Source organism: Archaeoglobus sp. (assembly GCF_017656475.1).
Lineage (GTDB): Archaea > Halobacteriota > Archaeoglobi > Archaeoglobales > Archaeoglobaceae > Archaeoglobus.
Genome location: NZ_JACDNT010000010.1, coordinates 43,861 through 59,459, shown reverse-complemented (window position 1 = coordinate 59,459; position 15,599 = coordinate 43,861). Strand labels below are relative to the sequence as shown.

General features: G+C 40.5%; 18 protein-coding genes and 1 tRNA gene. 12 read left to right on the top strand and 7 right to left on the bottom strand.

All coding sequences use genetic code 11. The features are described 5' to 3' along the window. The 5 genes from H0Z19_RS04660 to H0Z19_RS04640 form a co-directional block, all read left to right on the top strand. On the top strand, nt 1-251 hold a 251-nt coding region (locus H0Z19_RS04660), incomplete at its 5' end, for a hypothetical protein (protein ID WP_290724306.1). Next, the gene (locus H0Z19_RS04655) at nt 252-1,910 is read left to right on the top strand and encodes an acetolactate synthase large subunit (protein WP_290724304.1); all 1,659 of its coding nucleotides are present in this window, start codon (nt 252-254) and stop codon (nt 1,908-1,910) included. It abuts the gene before it with no gap. A 10-nt stretch (nt 1,911-1,920) separates the two neighbouring features. Next, nucleotides 1,921-2,400 carry an acetolactate synthase small subunit gene (ilvN, locus tag H0Z19_RS04650; protein WP_290724303.1) on the top strand — a complete coding sequence of 160 codons (480 nt, stop codon included), beginning with the start codon at nt 1,921-1,923 and terminating at the stop codon, nt 2,398-2,400. Between the two features lie 68 nt (nt 2,401-2,468). Further along, nucleotides 2,469-2,660, top strand: coding sequence for a DUF5371 family protein (locus H0Z19_RS04645; RefSeq protein WP_048096660.1), 192 nt, complete (start codon nt 2,469-2,471; stop codon nt 2,658-2,660). Nucleotides 2,661-2,687: 27 nt separating this feature from the next. Next, the gene (locus tag H0Z19_RS04640) at nt 2,688-3,101 is read left to right on the top strand and encodes a DUF1641 domain-containing protein (protein ID WP_290724301.1); all 414 of its coding nucleotides are present in this window, start codon (nt 2,688-2,690) and stop codon (nt 3,099-3,101) included. On the opposite strand, the gene H0Z19_RS04635 is transcribed toward H0Z19_RS04640, so the two are convergent. Beyond that, nucleotides 3,098-4,024, bottom strand: a complete 927-nt coding sequence (locus tag H0Z19_RS04635) for an alpha/beta hydrolase (RefSeq protein WP_290724299.1) — start codon at nt 4,022-4,024, stop codon at nt 3,098-3,100. The genes H0Z19_RS04640 and H0Z19_RS04635 overlap by 4 nt on opposite strands. Before the next feature lie 168 nt (nt 4,025-4,192). On the opposite strand from H0Z19_RS04635, the gene H0Z19_RS04630 reads away from it, so the two are divergent. Beyond that, nucleotides 4,193-4,265, top strand: a tRNA-Val gene (locus H0Z19_RS04630). Between the two features lie 614 nt (nt 4,266-4,879). Here the strand turns inward: H0Z19_RS04630 and H0Z19_RS04625 are convergent. Genes H0Z19_RS04625 through H0Z19_RS04610 form a run of 4 tightly spaced genes read right to left on the bottom strand, consistent with a single transcriptional unit; the run spans nt 4,880 to nt 6,003 of the window. Continuing rightward, on the bottom strand, nt 4,880-5,293 hold the full coding sequence (locus H0Z19_RS04625) for a DUF86 domain-containing protein (RefSeq protein WP_290724297.1): 414 nt from the start codon (nt 5,291-5,293) through the stop codon (nt 4,880-4,882). Then, nucleotides 5,280-5,678 carry a nucleotidyltransferase domain-containing protein gene (locus H0Z19_RS04620; protein WP_290724296.1) on the bottom strand — a complete coding sequence of 133 codons (399 nt, stop codon included), beginning with the start codon at nt 5,676-5,678 and terminating at the stop codon, nt 5,280-5,282. The genes H0Z19_RS04625 and H0Z19_RS04620 overlap by 14 nt, the downstream gene beginning before the upstream one ends. A gap of 26 nt (nt 5,679-5,704) precedes the next feature. Next, a complete protein-coding gene (locus H0Z19_RS04615; protein WP_290724295.1) occupies nt 5,705-5,866 on the bottom strand; it encodes a hypothetical protein in 162 nt (53 codons plus the stop codon). Next, on the bottom strand, nt 5,863-6,003 hold the full coding sequence (locus H0Z19_RS04610) for a hypothetical protein (protein ID WP_290724294.1): 141 nt from the start codon (nt 6,001-6,003) through the stop codon (nt 5,863-5,865). Before H0Z19_RS04610 ends, H0Z19_RS04615 begins: the two co-directional genes overlap by 4 nt. A gap of 392 nt (nt 6,004-6,395) precedes the next feature. Between H0Z19_RS04610 and hsdR the strand changes: the two genes are divergently transcribed. The 6 genes from hsdR (at nt 6,396) to H0Z19_RS04580 (ending at nt 13,913) form a co-directional block, all read left to right on the top strand. Continuing rightward, nucleotides 6,396-8,900, top strand: coding sequence for an EcoAI/FtnUII family type I restriction enzme subunit R (gene hsdR, locus H0Z19_RS04605; protein WP_290724292.1), 2,505 nt, complete (start codon nt 6,396-6,398; stop codon nt 8,898-8,900). After that, the gene (locus H0Z19_RS04600; RefSeq protein ID WP_290724291.1) at nt 8,897-10,423 is read left to right on the top strand and encodes a class I SAM-dependent DNA methyltransferase; all 1,527 of its coding nucleotides are present in this window, start codon (nt 8,897-8,899) and stop codon (nt 10,421-10,423) included. Before hsdR ends, H0Z19_RS04600 begins: the two co-directional genes overlap by 4 nt. 191 nt (nt 10,424-10,614) lie before the next feature. Continuing rightward, on the top strand, nt 10,615-10,896 hold the full coding sequence (locus H0Z19_RS04595) for a hypothetical protein (RefSeq protein ID WP_290724289.1): 282 nt from the start codon (nt 10,615-10,617) through the stop codon (nt 10,894-10,896). Then, the gene (locus H0Z19_RS04590; protein ID WP_290724287.1) at nt 10,893-11,468 is read left to right on the top strand and encodes a hypothetical protein; all 576 of its coding nucleotides are present in this window, start codon (nt 10,893-10,895) and stop codon (nt 11,466-11,468) included. Before H0Z19_RS04595 ends, H0Z19_RS04590 begins: the two co-directional genes overlap by 4 nt. Beyond that, the gene (locus tag H0Z19_RS04585; protein WP_290724286.1) at nt 11,465-12,658 is read left to right on the top strand and encodes a hypothetical protein; all 1,194 of its coding nucleotides are present in this window, start codon (nt 11,465-11,467) and stop codon (nt 12,656-12,658) included. The genes H0Z19_RS04590 and H0Z19_RS04585 overlap by 4 nt, the downstream gene beginning before the upstream one ends. 4 nt (nt 12,659-12,662) lie before the next feature. Continuing rightward, on the top strand, nt 12,663-13,913 hold the full coding sequence (locus H0Z19_RS04580) for a restriction endonuclease subunit S (protein WP_290724284.1): 1,251 nt from the start codon (nt 12,663-12,665) through the stop codon (nt 13,911-13,913). On the opposite strand, the gene H0Z19_RS04575 is transcribed toward H0Z19_RS04580, so the two are convergent. Together H0Z19_RS04575 and H0Z19_RS04570 are read right to left on the bottom strand one after the other, a co-directional pair. Further along, a complete protein-coding gene (locus H0Z19_RS04575) occupies nt 13,897-15,099 on the bottom strand; it encodes a hypothetical protein (RefSeq protein WP_290724282.1) in 1,203 nt (400 codons plus the stop codon). The genes H0Z19_RS04580 and H0Z19_RS04575 overlap by 17 nt on opposite strands. A 25-nt stretch (nt 15,100-15,124) precedes the next feature. After that, nucleotides 15,125-15,598 (bottom strand): hypothetical protein, encoded by a 474-nt coding sequence (locus tag H0Z19_RS04570; protein ID WP_290724280.1) that lies wholly within the window; start codon nt 15,596-15,598, stop codon nt 15,125-15,127. Nucleotide 15,599: the final 1 nt, after the last annotated feature.

The following is a 15,599-nucleotide window of genomic DNA, read 5'->3' as shown; positions in this document are numbered from 1 at the left end:
ATATTTTAGTGTTATGTTTTAGATTTATAGGTTTTGGTAATGTGGACATACCCAAGAATATTCAAAGAATTTTTGTGAAAAGCTTATGTCCCAAATCTTCGAGAGAACATGGCTTAGAGATGGAAGCAAAACTTTTTAAAACGCATGTTGTTGTGAGAGACAATGAGAAAGTCCTCCGGAAAGAAACTCATTGTAGTACAGATTGTACTTCTTTTCTAAAGGTAATCAGAGGTGGTTTGAGGTGGTTTTAAATGCGTGCTGCTGATGCCATTGTCAAGGCTTTGGAGATGGAAGGAATAGAGGTCGTGTTTGGAATACCGGGAGGAGCGATAATTGAAGTCTACGATGCGCTCTACGATTCCGGGATTCAGCATATCACAACGAGACACGAGCAGGGTGCGACGCACGCTGCCGATGGCTATGCGAGAGCGAGCGGGAAAGTTGGAGTTGCCTTCGCCACATCCGGGCCGGGAGCCACCAACACCGTCACGGGAATAGCAACAGCCTATATGGATTCCTCACCAATGGTTGTGTTCACAGGTCAGGTTCCAACGAGCATGATTGGAAACGACGCCTTCCAGGAGGCGGACATAACGGGAATTACGATGCCCGTGACCAAGCACAACTATCTGGTTACGGATGCTAAAGACCTCTTGCACACGATAAAGGAAGCTTTTTACATTGCTTCAACGGGCAGACCCGGCCCCGTTCTTGTTGATCTGCCCAAGGATGTCACTACCGCCGACATAGACTTCAACTATCCCAAAAGAGTTAACCTTCCGGGATACAAACCTAAGCTTGAAGGACATCCAAAGCAGATAGCAAGAGCGGCCGAGCTGATAATGAAAGCTGAAAGACCGGTTATACTTGCCGGTGGTGGTGTTATTATTTCAAATGCCTCAAAAGAGCTCGTCGAGCTTGCAGAAACGATTCCTGCTTTTGTTGTTACAACACTGATGGGGAAGGGCTCGATTCCTGAAACTCATCCACTGTCACTCGGATTTGCCGGGATGCACGGTACCAAGTACGCCAACTACGCCCTCAGTGAGAGTGACCTGATTATTGCGGTCGGCTGCAGGTTTAGTGATAGAACTACGGGAAACGTCGCGATGTTCGCCCCCAACGCCAAAATAATCCACATCGACGTTGATCCCGCAGAAATAGGTAAAAATGTCAATGTTGATGTGCCGATAGTCGGAGATGCAAAAAAGGTTCTTGCAAAGCTGAAGAAGGCAGTTGAGTACAAGCAGAGAAGGGAGTGGGAAGACAAAGTGAACGACTGGAAGATGAAGCATCCGTTAAAATACAAAAAAGAAGGTTTCAAGCCGCAGTATGTGATTGAGCGAGCCTGCGAGATCATGCCTGATGCAATCGTCACAACAGAGGTTGGGCAAAACCAGATGTGGGCCGCCCAGTTTTTTAAGGTGAAGTATCCGAGACAGTTCATAACGAGTGGTGGCCTTGGGACGATGGGCTTTGGCTTTCCTGCAGCGATGGGTGCACAGGTTGCGTTTCCCGAAAAAACTGTTATCGACATTGCCGGAGACGGTAGCTTCTTCATGAACATTCAGGAGCTGGCCACATGCGTCAACTACGAGATTCCGGTGAAGGTTCTGGTTCTGAACAACGGATATCTTGGAATGGTCAGGCAGTGGCAGGAGCTATTCTACAGGGAAAGGTACTCGGCAACATGCATTGGATGTGAGAAAACGGGATTTGAGGCAATAGCGAGAGGATTTGGGGCAATAGGAATGACCATCGAGAAGCCATCGGAAGTTGATGACGCCCTCAGGGAAGCAAAAGAAATTGATGCTCCAGTGGTCATAGACTTCAGAGTCGACTATCAGGCAAATGTCTTCCCGATGGTCCCACCAGGAGCTTCACTTAAAGAGATTATCGATGAGGAGTGAGGTGGTAATCATGAAGCACACGATAGCTGTTCTGGTTGAGAACAAGCCCGGTGTCCTTGCAAGAGTCGCGAGTCTGTTCAGGAGGAGAGGATTTAACATAGAAAGCCTCACGGTCGGCACCACAGAGAAAGAAGACCTGTCAAGAATGACGATTGTTGTAGAGGGAGACGACAAGGTCGTCGAGCAGGTGATAAAGCAGCTTAACAAGCTCATTGAGACAATCAAAGTCAGCGAGCTATCGGAGAGTTCAGTTGAGAGGGAGCTCTGCCTCATAAGGGTTCACGCACCTCCTGAAAAGAGGGGAGAGATAGTTGAGCTAACAAACATCTTCAGGGCGAGAATAGTTGACGTTTCGAGGGATAGCTTTATTATCGAGGTTACCGGTGATGAAGATAAAGTTTCAGCGTTCATCGACTTGATGAAGCAGTATGGCATCAAGGAGCTTGCAAGAACCGGAAAAGTTGCCATGGTAAGGGGAAACAAAAAATGAATTTCAAAATTGTAATAATGAGAAAAACTTAAATATGGTAGTGTTCATTATAATGATAGGTGGTAGTGATGGTGAAAATCGTTCACGCTCAAACGGTACTGCCAGAGAACGTACTTGAGGAGCTTAAGAGGAAAACAGGAGAGAATGCTACGAAAGATGCCATAGCAAAGGCTGTAGAGCATTATCTCATGTGCCCTTACACTCACGAAGAGCCGCTTGAAAAAAGACTTGAGGAAGTAATTAAGAAGAAAAAGAAGTAAGCCTCCTTTTATTTTTTAGGTGTAGGGATGCCGGAGATTTTCCCAGACAAATTTGCAAAGGCAGCTGAGGCGATTTACGAGATTTTCGAGAAGGTCGTTGAAAATCACGATGAAATTCTCGATGCTATTGACAAGCTCCTAATTCTCGAAAGAAAAGGCGTCTTTGACGAAATAGTGAAGCTTTCCGAGTTTAAAGTGCCTATCACACCCGAAGAGATTGGAGAGATTGCAGAAAGGTTCGAGCTGCTGTTAAAGATATTGCTTTCTGTTGACGAGAGAGTCCTTAAGGTTATTAAGAGGTTAATCGATGCTTTTGAAGAATCCATGGTTTACGAGCAGATGAGTATGATGGAGGCGATGAGGGCCTTGAGAGACCCAGACGTGCAAAAGGCAATCGGCTTCGCCCTCACGCTGGCAAAAAATTTTGGAAAGAGAATTTAGCCGAATGCTAGGAGAGCAGCAATCTGGTTTATTGCATCCCTTGCAGCCTTAATCACAGGGTAATAATTGATGAATCCGTGCAATACTCCTTTGTACCTGACAGTAGCTGTCTCAACTCCAGCCTTTCTAAGCATGTGCCCAAAAATCTCCGCCTCATCCCTCAGCGGGTCGTATTCGGCAGTGATAATCAGTGCTGGTGGAAGACATTCAAGGTTGGCAAAAATTACGGATGCGAGGGGGTTGAACATGTCCTCTTTCTTTGAGAAGTACTGCTCCGAGAACCACCTCATTATTTTCTCATCGAGAATCCACAAACCCTCGCCATACTCTAAAATCGACGGAGTAGGAGTTACAAAGTTTACAACTGGGTAGATCAGAATTTGATGCTTTATGAAATCCTCTCCGTTGTCCCTTGCCATTATGGAAACCGATGCAGCAAGATTTCCTCCTGCACTGTCTCCACCCACTAATATCCTCGAAGGATCAATTTTAAGCTCATCTGCATTCTCAGCCACCCATTTTGCTGCATCATAGCAATCGTAAACGGCAGTCGGGAACTTGTGCTCCGGTGCGAGCCTGTAGTCAACAGAGACAACAGTAGCGTTTGAAAGTCTTGCAATTCTCCTGCAAAGGGCGTCATGTGATTCAATGCTACAAATTACAAATCCACCTCCGTGATAGTAAACCAGAACAGGAGAATCTGGCTTTTGCTGATAAATCCTGATCCTTATATCTCCGTTTCTCCCCCTTACCACTCTGTCTTCAACTCTCTCAACTTTTTCAAACTGGCTTACCTGCCTGTTCCTCTCGGCATAAATTTGGTTTATTGCCTCCCTATATTCGATAGGTGACGTGAACTGGTCAAACTTAGGCAGGCTTTCAAAATACCCGGCAAGCTGGTAATAAACGGGGTCAATTGGCATACACATGGTTGCCATATAACTTTATAAAAATTTCTGCTACAAGGAATTATTTGCTCGCTGAGTTCATACTCTGTGAAAATAAATAAAGCTGATTGATCAAATACCTCTCCCCCCCAAAAACAAAGATAGCGTTAAGCTTAATAATCACACCCTTCTAAAGCGTTTTAAGGGCTCGTGGTCTAGCGGTTATGACGTCGCCCTTACAAGGCGGAGATCGCCGGTTCGAATCCGGCCGAGCCCATTTATTTTCAAAATCTGGATTTCTATTGGTTCTCCAGCCCTCAAAAACTCCACAAGTTTATCGATAGTCTCTGAAATCCTCCCTCTAAAATTCTCTTTTAGAAATATATAGTTCTCTTTAGAAATTGTAATGTGCAAATCTTTTAGTTCTCTGGCTCTTTTGGGCGAAAGCTCTTCTCTAAATGTTGATCCATTATACGTTCGTACACGTTCGTGCATGAACGTAATAGCGGCGAAAGGTCTTAAACATTTCGTGATGAAAAAGCTCAGCAGGACAATATCAGGTTTTGAGAAGGTGCAAACAATCTGGATTTAGTTGGTTAGAGATCATTGGATTTGATTTTCTTCAAGTTGATCAACATAAACGTGGGTTTGATTCAACCTAAAATCAGCATGCAGATCTAAGCAATCAACCAATTGTTGATTAGAACCAACTCAATGTTGATCAGAATCAACGTTGAATTGATCAACATCAACAGGAAATCAACATTGAATCAGAGTTTGATCAACAAAAATAAAACGTTGATCAACAGGTGGATTGAACATCAACAGAAATCAATATGACCTATAAGAAGTCAGGTTTTGCCCTTAGTTTGGTTAGTTTGAGGGAGAAGGTCATAGTTTACGAAGTATCTGCCTTACGAACTCTTCCACATCGCTGAGCTCAGTTTTCACGATTTCAAGGACTCTCGCATTATCCACCTTCCCATATCCATGGACGAGTAGGTTTCTAAACCTTGCCATGTCCGACAATTTCTCAGCCAGCTCCTGACTGATTATTCCCCTCCTTCCAAGTATATCGAACATCTCTGCATAACTCTCAGCCCTCTCAAACCCTCTTGCAGATATTATATGGGAAGCGATATCCAGGCAGGCCTCAATTATTTCGAGAAGAGAGTACTTGACCGCTTGGACATCCTTATAGCTATTCAAAAATGTATCCTCGTCAATATGTTTATATTCTTCTAAAAACTCCAGATTTCTCTGAATTACGTCAATTTTTCCCTCTATTATCTCATTTTCTACCATATCTGACTCTCCTCATCTTTTCATACAGCTCATGGTGGGGTTTAATGTCCAGATACTCTCTCATAACCCTGCTCTCGAATTCGATCCTCTTTCGCTCATCTCTGTAGTATATAAGCTTCGAACTTCTGAGAATTGAGAAAAGGAACCTTACTGGTCTTCCGTTCAAGATACGAACGTCGAAGTTTTGGCGTTTGAATTCCCTCTCGAACTCTCCAGCAATCCGTGCCTCGTATAGAGCGGGAGGTTTGAAATTCTCATCCAAGAGCAGCCCTATGTCTATATCGTTGTAGCTATCGCTTTTCAGGAAAGAACCATAAAGGTAGGCTGCTATTACTTCATTTCTCTTGCTCAGGATGTTTCTGGAGGCTTTGATGAGCTCCTGCATTTTAGTCATAAAGAATTTTTATGGTTCTAAGGTTTATGTGTTTCGGTTGCAATATCCGCAAGCTTTGTAGCTCTAACAATGAGGGGTTTTCTCTTCTCGCCTTTACAAGCCCCATCTCCTCTAAAGCTGAAAAGATGCTTTCTGACAGTACTTTCATCTCTTCCAACAGCTCTGGAAATCGACTTCACATCCCGTTCTTCACAGTCTGAAGAACCTGCACTTTATCATTACCAGGCATCGATCTTACAAGCTTTAACAACGCTGCAGGCAACTCAATCACCTTGGAGAAGTCCTCAGTTTCAATTTCAACTCTCGTTCTGGTCAAGTTGATCAATATAAACGTGGGTTTGATTCAACCCTAAAATCAGCATGCAGGTCTAAGCAATCAACCAAATTGTTGATTAGAACCAACTCAATGTTGATCGGAATCAACGTTGAATTGATCAACATCAACAGGAAATCAACATTGAATCAGAGTCAGACCAACGTTGATTTTTGCCGACTCAACATGTTGATCAGTTTGATCAACAGTTAGCTGAGTGGATCAGCATGGAATTAACTCAAAAATCAACACAAAATCAGATTAACTCAACTGTAAATCAGATGTCGATCTCTTAGAGGATTAGTTAGTAACCCTAAGTAGCGCACAAGCAAATTGTAGATTCTAAGTTGAAAAGAAAACTTCTTATGTTTTTTCAAAATAAAATCAACTGCAATATGAAAGCCACCTTATCTGAGAGTGATACGAAAGCAAAATTGATTGATCCAAAACTAAGAAAAAGTGGGTGGACTGAAGATAGAATAAGAAGAGAGGTTCACTTAACACCTGGTAAACTTCTTACTGAGGAGGGAAAGAGAGAACGAGGAAAGTTTGCAGATTATGTTTTGTACTATTCTCCCGGTTTTCCAATTGCTGTCGTTGAAGCTAAAGAAGAGGCAAAATCAGCTCTGGATGGGTTGGGGCAGGCAAAAGCTTATGCCAAAATGCTTGGTGTGTTTTTTGCTTTTTCTACTAATGGGCATGAAATAGAAGAATTTGATTTCACAACAAACCAGCAAAGGACATTGAAAGAATTTCCCACTCCTGATGAGCTTTATGAGCGATATACGCGCTATATTTTTAAAGACAAGACAATTAAACCTGATCCACTGAATTATCCGTATTTCACAACACCTGGAGGAAAAAGGCCAAGATACTACCAAGAGGCCGCAATAAAAAGTGTAATCGAAGCAATACTCAATGGTAAAAAGAGAATACTTTTAACAATGGCTACTGGAACAGGCAAAACGTTTGTAGCGTTCCAAATAGTATGGAAGCTGATAAAGTCAGGCTATTTCCAGCGAGTTCTGTACGTAGCAGATAGGATATTCTTGAGGGACCAAGCTTACAATGAATTTGCGCCATTTGAAGATGCAAGGGCAATTATTGAAAGTGGTAACACACTGAGAAACAGGCAAATCTATTTCAGCATATACCAATCCCTTTATAGTGGCGAAGATGAAAATAAAGTTTACAGACAATATCCACCTGACTTTTTTGATTTAATTATAATAGATGAGTGCCACCGTTCAGGTTACGGAACTTGGAAAGAGATTCTGGATTACTTCGGTTCTGCCGTACATTTAGGTATGACTGCAACACCAAAAAGAAGCGATAACATAGATACTTACGCTTACTTCGGCGACCCAGTATATGCTTACAGCATGGGGCAGGGAATTGAAGATGGCTTTCTTGCCCCTTTCCAGATTTACAGGATATTCACAAACATCGATAGAGAAGGTCTGCATTTGGAAGAAGCAATTCACCAGGGGGCGCAGGTTTATATCCCTGAGGAGTCAGATCTGAAGGACATTTATACTCTCGAAGATTTTGAAAGGGAGGTTGTAATTCCGGACAGAACGAGGAAAATATGCGAGCATTTAGCATCGTTACTGGAGAGATTTGGTCCCATGCAGAAAACCATAGTTTTTTGCGTGAATATGGAGCATGCTGCGCAGGTGGCCAAGGAACTGCAAAATCTCTTTTCTCATTTGGGCTACGATGACTATGCTATCAGGATTGTTGCTGAAGAATACGAAGCTCAAGCGTTGTATGAGAAATTTAGAGATTCTGAAAGTAAAACTCCAGTGATTGCAACGACAGTAGATTTGCTTACCACAGGTGTTGACATTCCATCCGTAAGAAACCTTGTGTTTCTTAAGCCCATTAGCTCAAAGGTTTATTTCAAACAGCATATTGGTAGAGGGTGTAGAATCGATGAAACGACTGGAAAGTACTTTTTCAGGATAATTGACTACGTTAACGCCACGAGATTGCTTGATGAGTGGGATTATCCTTCTGGTACGGGGCCAGTAATTCCAGAGGGACCGTACGACCTGAAACTTTCGGGATATGTTGTCCATGCTGAAACGAATGAGCCGATAGGTGGAGCAAGAATAGTTGCTCAAATCGGAGTAAATATGCAAAGAATTACCAGAACTGATGAAAGGGGATATTTCATTCTCGAAAAACTCCCCCATTCTCCTATAACAATTTACATTTCAAAAGGAAAGTTTAGATCGAGGCAAATGACCATCACACCGTCCGAGGAGATGGAACCGATTATAATAGAGCTGAAACCTGAAAGACCAAAAAGGGAAAAAATAGTAGTTGAGGGTGTTGAAGTTTACATAGCTGAAGAAACGAGTATTTTCATTTCTGCAACCGGAAAAACGTTAACAGATGCAGAATACATAGAATACAGCAGAGAAGGAGTTACAAAAAGAGTAGCTACTCTCGGAGATTTATACAAGGTATGGATGGACAGGGAAAGGAGAGAGAAGTTTTTGGAGGAGCTAAGAAAGGAATCTATAATACCCGAACTCCTTGCGGGAATACTAAAAACTCCTGATGCAGACACTTTTGACGTTTTGGCACATGTAGCCTTCGGTGCACCCCTTCTAACGAGAGATGAGAGAGCAAGAGCTTTCCTTAATAAGAAAAGGCAGTTGCTTGATGCTTTGGGAGATAAAGCGAGAGAGGTTATACTTGCTTTGCTTGACAAATACAGAGTGGGCGGAGTTGATCAGATAAGCAGAGCTGAAGTATTTAGATTACCACCTTTCGACAAGATGGGTTATTTGAGAGGCGTTGCCGAGATATTTGGCGGAATTGGTAAATTAAAAGAAGCTATAAGCCTCCTTGAGCATGGTTTGTATGAAAGTACAGAGGTGAACCCATGAATAGAAGGGATCTGGCAAACAAAATCTGGCATGCATGCGATATTATGAGGAGAGATGATGGCACAACGGGCGTTCTTGAATACATGGAGCAACTCTCATGGATGATTTTCCTGAAAGTTTTCGAGGATCTTGAGAAGAGGTTTGAGGACGAAGCTAAATTCGAAGGAAGGGATTACGAGCCGATAATAGATCCAAAGTTTAGATGGTCGGCATGGGCTAATAAGTCAGACAAAGAGCTTGAAGAATATTTTTCCGAAGAGGAGCTTAATGAGTTGAGAGCGAGTAACGAGCACATTCTTATAGCTTTTATTAACAGAAAACTCTTTCCCTATCTGAGATCTTTAAAAGGCACACCAGAAAAAGAAAGAATAGCATCGATATTTCAGGAAATAACTGGAAATAGAATGAAATCACCTTACAACTTGAGAGATGTTATATCTATTCTCGATGAGATTGATTTCAACAAAGCTGAAGACTCTCATGTCTTGTCTCAGGTTTACGAGGAACTACTTTTGAGGCTTGGAAAAGAAGGCGGAGTTGCTGGAGAGTTCTACACTCCTCGTCCAGTTGTAAGACTTATGGTTAAAATTGTAGATCCTGCTATTGGTGAGAGAGTTTTCGATCCCTTCTGCGGTTCTGGCGGGTTCTTAGTTGAATCGTACAAGCGTATGTTAGAATCAAAAGAGCTGACCATAGAAGATTACGAGCTTTTGCAGTACAAGACATTCTACGGACAGGAAAAGAAACCTTTGCCGTATCTTTTCGGGGTAATGAACTGTATTGTCCATGGATTGCTCCATCCGAACATTGTAAGGAAGAATACGCTTGAGGAGAACATAAGAAGCGTTCCCGAAGCTGAGAGATTTGAAGTGATCTTGACGAATCCTCCATTTGGAGGGAAGGAGGGGAAGCATATAAGGCAAAACTTTCCCTACCCTTCGAGCAAAACAGAAATTTTGGCTTTGCAGTACGTGATGAGGAAGCTTAAGAAAGGTGGTAGATGCGGAATAGTTGTTCCGGAAGGTATTCTGTTTAACACAAGCGAGAAAGCTTTCGTTAACACCAAAAGAGATCTTCTTGAAAATTACAACGTTCACACAATAATAAGTCTCCCTTCAGGAGTTTTTGCAAATGTTACAGCTTCAGGTCAAGGACCCAAAACGAATCTCGTCTTTTTCACAAGAGATGGACCAACAAAGGAAATCTGGTACTTCGATTTTGCCGGTTACTCTGAAGTTGTTTTGAAAAAGAAGTACACCAAAGCTAATCCCGTAACGGACGAAGATTTGGCTGTTGTTTACGAAGCTTGGAAGAAGAGGGAGATCGGTGAATGGTCTTGGGTTGTACCAGTTGAAGAGATAATTGAAAATGACTACGACATGACGGCGAGGAATCCAAATAGAAAGGAGGAGATAAGTTACCCAGAACCGATTGAGATTGTGGAGAGTATAGCGGAGAAAGAGAAGGAGATTAATGTTTTGCTTGAGGAATTAAAACACGCTCTCGGTGGTGGCAAACCTTGAATGAACAGAATATAAGCTGCATATTCTGTGGAAATCCTAGACCAAGCATTTTGAGAGAATTGCAAGAAAGTGCCCAAACCGGATTTTCATTGAGAGGATTAATCTCTCGAAACCGACAAAGATTCCAGGTAGTCAGTCCTACACCCTTGGTTAATTGTTTACTTTGTAATCGAAGGTATTACTTATTTGCAATGGAGACAGATAAGGCGTTTGTTGATTATTTTCTCAATAATCACGTTCTTTTAACTACTGACGTCATAGATTCTATTGTAGCATTTGGCTTACCTCCAAATGAGTTGACTGACTATGTTATAGGGATTGCTCAGCCGGAAAATTCCAGAAATTTAATATATATTGTTATTTTATATTCAAATAAGAGATATTTCATTTCGTGTGAAAAATATACCGGTTCAGATCCAGATTATAGAGGAAAATATTTAGCTTTGAATGCTGATAAAGTGGTGATAGAATGATCGAGAAGCAAAAAGTTTTGAAATTAAGCGACGGAACGGAAATACTACCATACAAAGAGGCAATTGCCATAGCCGAAAAAAGAGAAAGTCCTGATTTGCTTGTGAGAGATTTGATACTACTATTACTTTATGCAAGGAAGACTAAACCGATATACGGCAGAACTATGCTTATGAAACAAGTGTTTTTACTGTTTGAAGAAATTTTGAAGAAATACAACCTAAAAATTCAGAATCCAAAGTTTGTGCCTTACCATTACGGACCTTATAGCTTTACTGTGGCTAAAGTAGCAGAGGACCTCGCATTTGCAGGCTATATAAAGATTGAAGGAAAGAAAAACACAAGGAAAGAGAGATTCATAATAACAGAGCAAGGAATCCGTGAAATTGAAGAGAAATGGAAAAAACTTAATGAGAACTTAAAGAAGGAGATAGAGAACCATAGAATTGCTTGGGATCAGATGGGAACAGATGGCATTTTGAAATACGTGTATACTTATTATCCTGAATTTAAAGAAAAATCAAAGATAAAAGACAAATATAAGGATATAAAGTGGGGAAGGGGTAAAGGATGAAAGTATCAGTTGAGAACGTAGACGAAAAAGCTGGCCTTTACTCAACCAGAACGTTAAGGATTAAAGTGAAAGGTAAGACCATTAAAACGCCATACAGAGCTATAACCCACCAAGAACTAAACGCTAAAAACAACATTCCTGAAGATGTCTTGTTACATTCAGATTTTTCTGTCATCCACAGGAAGTTTACGCTTAAAGAAATCAGGGAGAAGGTTTTGGGAAGTAATAAATATCTTTCAAGTTTAATTAAGTTTCTTGAAGAATATAGGATCAGGATGCAACATTCTGAATTCGTCTTGCCATTCCTTCAGCCTTATGAGTCTGCATTAATTGCAGATTTTAATAAAGAGAAATACATCAGATTAATCGTACGGGCACAAATTGAGGCAGGGTTTAGACACGTATCTATCCCATGGTTAAAGTTGCCAGCACGAGAATTTCTGACTATAATCGAGAAACACAAAAACGATTTGGGTGAGGGTTACGAAATCATTCCTGTTATAGACATTAAGGAGGAACCTAAGGAACTTGAACCCATCTTTAGATACGTGAAAGAAGTTAGCACGACTGGCGAATTAAACTTCTTTGGAATCATTCATCGACCTGTTAGAGAAGCTCTGGCGAGCTACGATTTAGCTTGGGAGATTCTAAAGGAGGCAGATTTGTGTATTATTATGCTGGATGTAAAGAGATATGAAGAAGATCTTAACGACGTCTCAAATATCCATCTCAACGAATTTGTATTGGGGGATGTAACCTCTTTAGAGACTATTAGGATTTTTGGGAGGAAAAAGAAAAAAGATTCAGAAACATCCACAAAAAAGACCACGAAGCGTAAAAAACCGATAGAAGAAAAGCTGAGAATTTTTGATCAAGAAGAGTTAAGAGTACCCACTCTTCGTGAATTCATGCGTTCAAGCAATTGGATAGACGAAATATCAAGATATTTCGACAGAAGTAAAGAAATCAGAGAAATTCTTGAAAACTACAGGGAAGCACAAGGTGATAAGGAAAAAATTAAAGTTTTGAATGCAATCTCACGAGTCCACGAGTTTTTAGCCAGTGAAAGGGAATTTGAAGCTTCGAGAGAGTTTATCTTACATAGTGAGACAGAAGACTACATTAGGGAGAAAGCGACTCTCCTTAGAGCTCTGAGGAGTGTTAAAGGTCAAGGTCATCTCGGGTTGTGATAGGATGGGCGGAGCGAAGCAATTAACTTTTGACGAGCTTGAAAGAATGGAAATAAATGAGAAAATGGATAAAGCAATAGTAAAGAGAGTTAAAGGACCTTATGAGTTGCCAGAAGGTTGGAAATGGACTAAGTTAAAAGATATAGTCACCGAAGACCGGGACCAGATTAGCCCTCAAGACTTTCCTGACCAAGAATTTTGGTTAGTTACAATGGATTGTGTGGAGCCAAACACTGGTAAGCTTCTTCAGAGAGTTGTTGTTCGAGGAAAAGAAATTAAGAGTGTAAAATTTAGATTTAATTCAAAACATATCCTATATGGAAAACTTAGACCTTACCTAAACAAAGTGTACGCTCCAGACGGAGAAGGTATTTGTACAACAGAATTTATACCGCTATTGCCCGATCATGGGATTTATAGAGACTTTCTTGCTATCTATTTAAGAACGCAATATGTGGTTAATTACGCAATGAAGAATTTAACTGGTGCGAGGCAACCGAGAGTTGATTTAAATGCGTTCTTTAAATTGCCTGTCCCTATTCCTTTCAAAAACAACAAACCAGACCTCGAAGAACAAAAACGCATCGTCGCAAAAATCCAGGAGCTTTTCAGCAAAATTGACAGGATAAAAGAATTGAGAAGGCAGGCAAGAGAGGAAGCGGAGAACTTGCTTAAAGCAGCTTTGCATCATGTGTTTTCGAGGGCGGATGAGAGAGGCTGGAAATGGGTTAGGTTGAGAGATGTAGTAGAGGTATGGGACAATTACAGAATACCTGTAAAAAAAGAGGATCGTAAAAAAGGACCGTATCCTTATTGTGGAGCTAATGGTATCATTGACCATGTAAATGGGTATACCCACGAGGGTGAATTTCTATTGGTTGCTGAGGATGGGGGATTTTTTGGACCTGGTGAGTCGACTGCTTACATTATGAATGGAAAATTTTGGGCAAATAATCACGTACATGTTTTAAAGGTCACCAACGGAATGAATATTAGATTTCTAATGTATTATTTAAATTTAGCAGATCTTACACCATACTTAACCGGTGCAACGAGACCTAAATTATCACAAAAACCGATGTTAAGAATTCCCGTCCCTAAACCAGACCTCGAAGAACAAAAACGCATAGCAGCTTACCTCGACAAAATCGCAGAGAAGCAGAGAAAACTTTTAGAATTGTACGAGCAAACAGAAAAAGAGCTGGAATTGGTGAAGCAGGCAATATTGAGTAAGGCGTTTAGAGGTGAGTTGTAAAATATCTTGTACTGTCAGGCTCGACATCTATCAGTGAAGGATCAAATTTTGCGGTTCTAAGGGCAACCTCATTTTTGAAATATTCTATTTCACCTCTCCGTCCAATGAAAATGAACATATATACGGTCTCTGCTTTTCCCTCAAACTTAATTGGATGCCTGTTAATGTTCCTAAATTTCCTTTTTATTTTTAGCCCCTTGAAAGCCTGGATGATTACGTAACCCACAACTCTACCATTTATCCCCTCTTTAAGAGTATACATGATCCACTTGCCGCAATTCTTGTTCTTATCTCCTAGATTGTATTCAGAATCAAATAGGTAAGGAAAATTTTCAATAGGGGATTTTTCACTTAGCACTGTTATCCTGGGTGGTTTGAAAAGTTTATCTTCGAAGAACTCGCTTGGTTTAAGACCATTTGCGTACTTGAGGACTATTTCTCTTTTATTATTTTTGCCATAAGTTTGCGTATTCTCATCGACAGTTAATTCTTTGATAAATTTTCTAATGTTCTCATTCGCATAAACCAACAGAACATCAAACTTAATTGGTGGTATTTCGAAAAACGTAATAGTGCCGAGAACTCTTGCCAGAAAAGTCATAAAGATTGAATAAAAGGACTTACTGCCAGGTAGTTTGCGTAAAGAATTTTCTATGAAATATTTCTCGGCAATATCTTCTAAAAATGGGGACTTGCTATCTTTTCCAGTGTATTCATAAGAGAGGTTGTATTTCACCACATCGTAAAAGATATATAGAACAACAGAAACTGCCAGTAGTAAAGTTAAATTTCCATTAAATTTATAATTTTTGGAAAACATATAAACCATCAAGACCATCAATGCGGTTAGTGAAAGACCACCAATAGCATAGAAGGCAACAAGTTTCCGTTCTATGTCTTTCCTATCATCGAGAAACGATAATCTGCGCTCAAAGATTGCAATTATTTTATCTCTGAGTTCAGTCAGGTTAATATCAAGAAAAGCATTTTCGAGAGCGGAAGAAATCATTGAATTAAAAAGGTATGTGAAGAGCACAAATAGTGAAAGAAACAATACGATTAAAGAAATAATCACCGGAATAGAAATGCTAATCCCAAACCAGTATAAAATTAAGAAACCAAAAAGGCTATATGGAATTTTTTGAAGCAATTGTTTGTCTGTCCTCTCAAGAACATAAAACTTCAATAAATCGCCTAACATCCTACCTTGTTTACTCTATCCATTTCTCGATGAATTTTACAACCTCCCTTAGCTCTTCTTTTGCTTCTGGCGGGATTATTATGTTGTTTGTAGTTTTCCACGAACCATTCCATTTGGATTCTGAAATCGTAAAATACACTTGACCCTTCTTGTCCTTATAGACAGAAACCCATATTCTCTGGATTGGTTTCCCATCTTTGTCTAGTATCGTGAAATTTCTAAAATCAAGTGGTTTAGATTTTGAATTGACGATCACGTGGTTTGGCCTTACGATTCTTTCCCTTCCATGAACATCTATCAATATCTCGCCTTTTCTCCATAGAGATTCTACAATCAGCCTAACTTTCTCATGGGACAATTTAATCCCTTTTCTTTCTAAGAGTTCTCTCAAATCCGCGATACTGATTTTCTTTCTCCTCTTTTCCCAGGTATTTTTGATTAAGTTGAGTACAACTTCCTCTGTTGGGTTTAGTATTGCTTCCATA

Excerpts from the sequence above, each read along its gene's own strand:
- H0Z19_RS04655 (WP_290724304.1), top strand. The coding sequence starts at position 252 with ATGCGTGCTGCTGATGCCATTGTCAAGGCTTTGGAGATGGAAGGAATA.
- ilvN (WP_290724303.1), top strand. The coding sequence starts at position 1,921 with ATGAAGCACACGATAGCTGTTCTGGTTGAGAACAAGCCCGGTGTCCTT.
- H0Z19_RS04645 (WP_048096660.1), top strand. The coding sequence starts at position 2,469 with ATGGTGAAAATCGTTCACGCTCAAACGGTACTGCCAGAGAACGTACTT.
- H0Z19_RS04640 (WP_290724301.1), top strand. The coding sequence starts at position 2,688 with ATGCCGGAGATTTTCCCAGACAAATTTGCAAAGGCAGCTGAGGCGATT.
- H0Z19_RS04635 (WP_290724299.1), bottom strand. The coding sequence starts at position 4,024 with ATGCCAATTGACCCCGTTTATTACCAGCTTGCCGGGTATTTTGAAAGC.
- H0Z19_RS04625 (WP_290724297.1), bottom strand. The coding sequence starts at position 5,293 with ATGGTAGAAAATGAGATAATAGAGGGAAAAATTGACGTAATTCAGAGA.
- H0Z19_RS04620 (WP_290724296.1), bottom strand. The coding sequence starts at position 5,678 with ATGCAGGAGCTCATCAAAGCCTCCAGAAACATCCTGAGCAAGAGAAAT.
- hsdR (WP_290724292.1), top strand. The coding sequence starts at position 6,396 with ATGAAAGCCACCTTATCTGAGAGTGATACGAAAGCAAAATTGATTGAT.
- H0Z19_RS04600 (WP_290724291.1), top strand. The coding sequence starts at position 8,897 with ATGAATAGAAGGGATCTGGCAAACAAAATCTGGCATGCATGCGATATT.
- H0Z19_RS04595 (WP_290724289.1), top strand. The coding sequence starts at position 10,615 with ATGGAGACAGATAAGGCGTTTGTTGATTATTTTCTCAATAATCACGTT.
- H0Z19_RS04590 (WP_290724287.1), top strand. The coding sequence starts at position 10,893 with ATGATCGAGAAGCAAAAAGTTTTGAAATTAAGCGACGGAACGGAAATA.
- H0Z19_RS04585 (WP_290724286.1), top strand. The coding sequence starts at position 11,465 with ATGAAAGTATCAGTTGAGAACGTAGACGAAAAAGCTGGCCTTTACTCA.
- H0Z19_RS04580 (WP_290724284.1), top strand. The coding sequence starts at position 12,663 with ATGGGCGGAGCGAAGCAATTAACTTTTGACGAGCTTGAAAGAATGGAA.
- H0Z19_RS04570 (WP_290724280.1), bottom strand. The coding sequence starts at position 15,598 with ATGGAAGCAATACTAAACCCAACAGAGGAAGTTGTACTCAACTTAATC.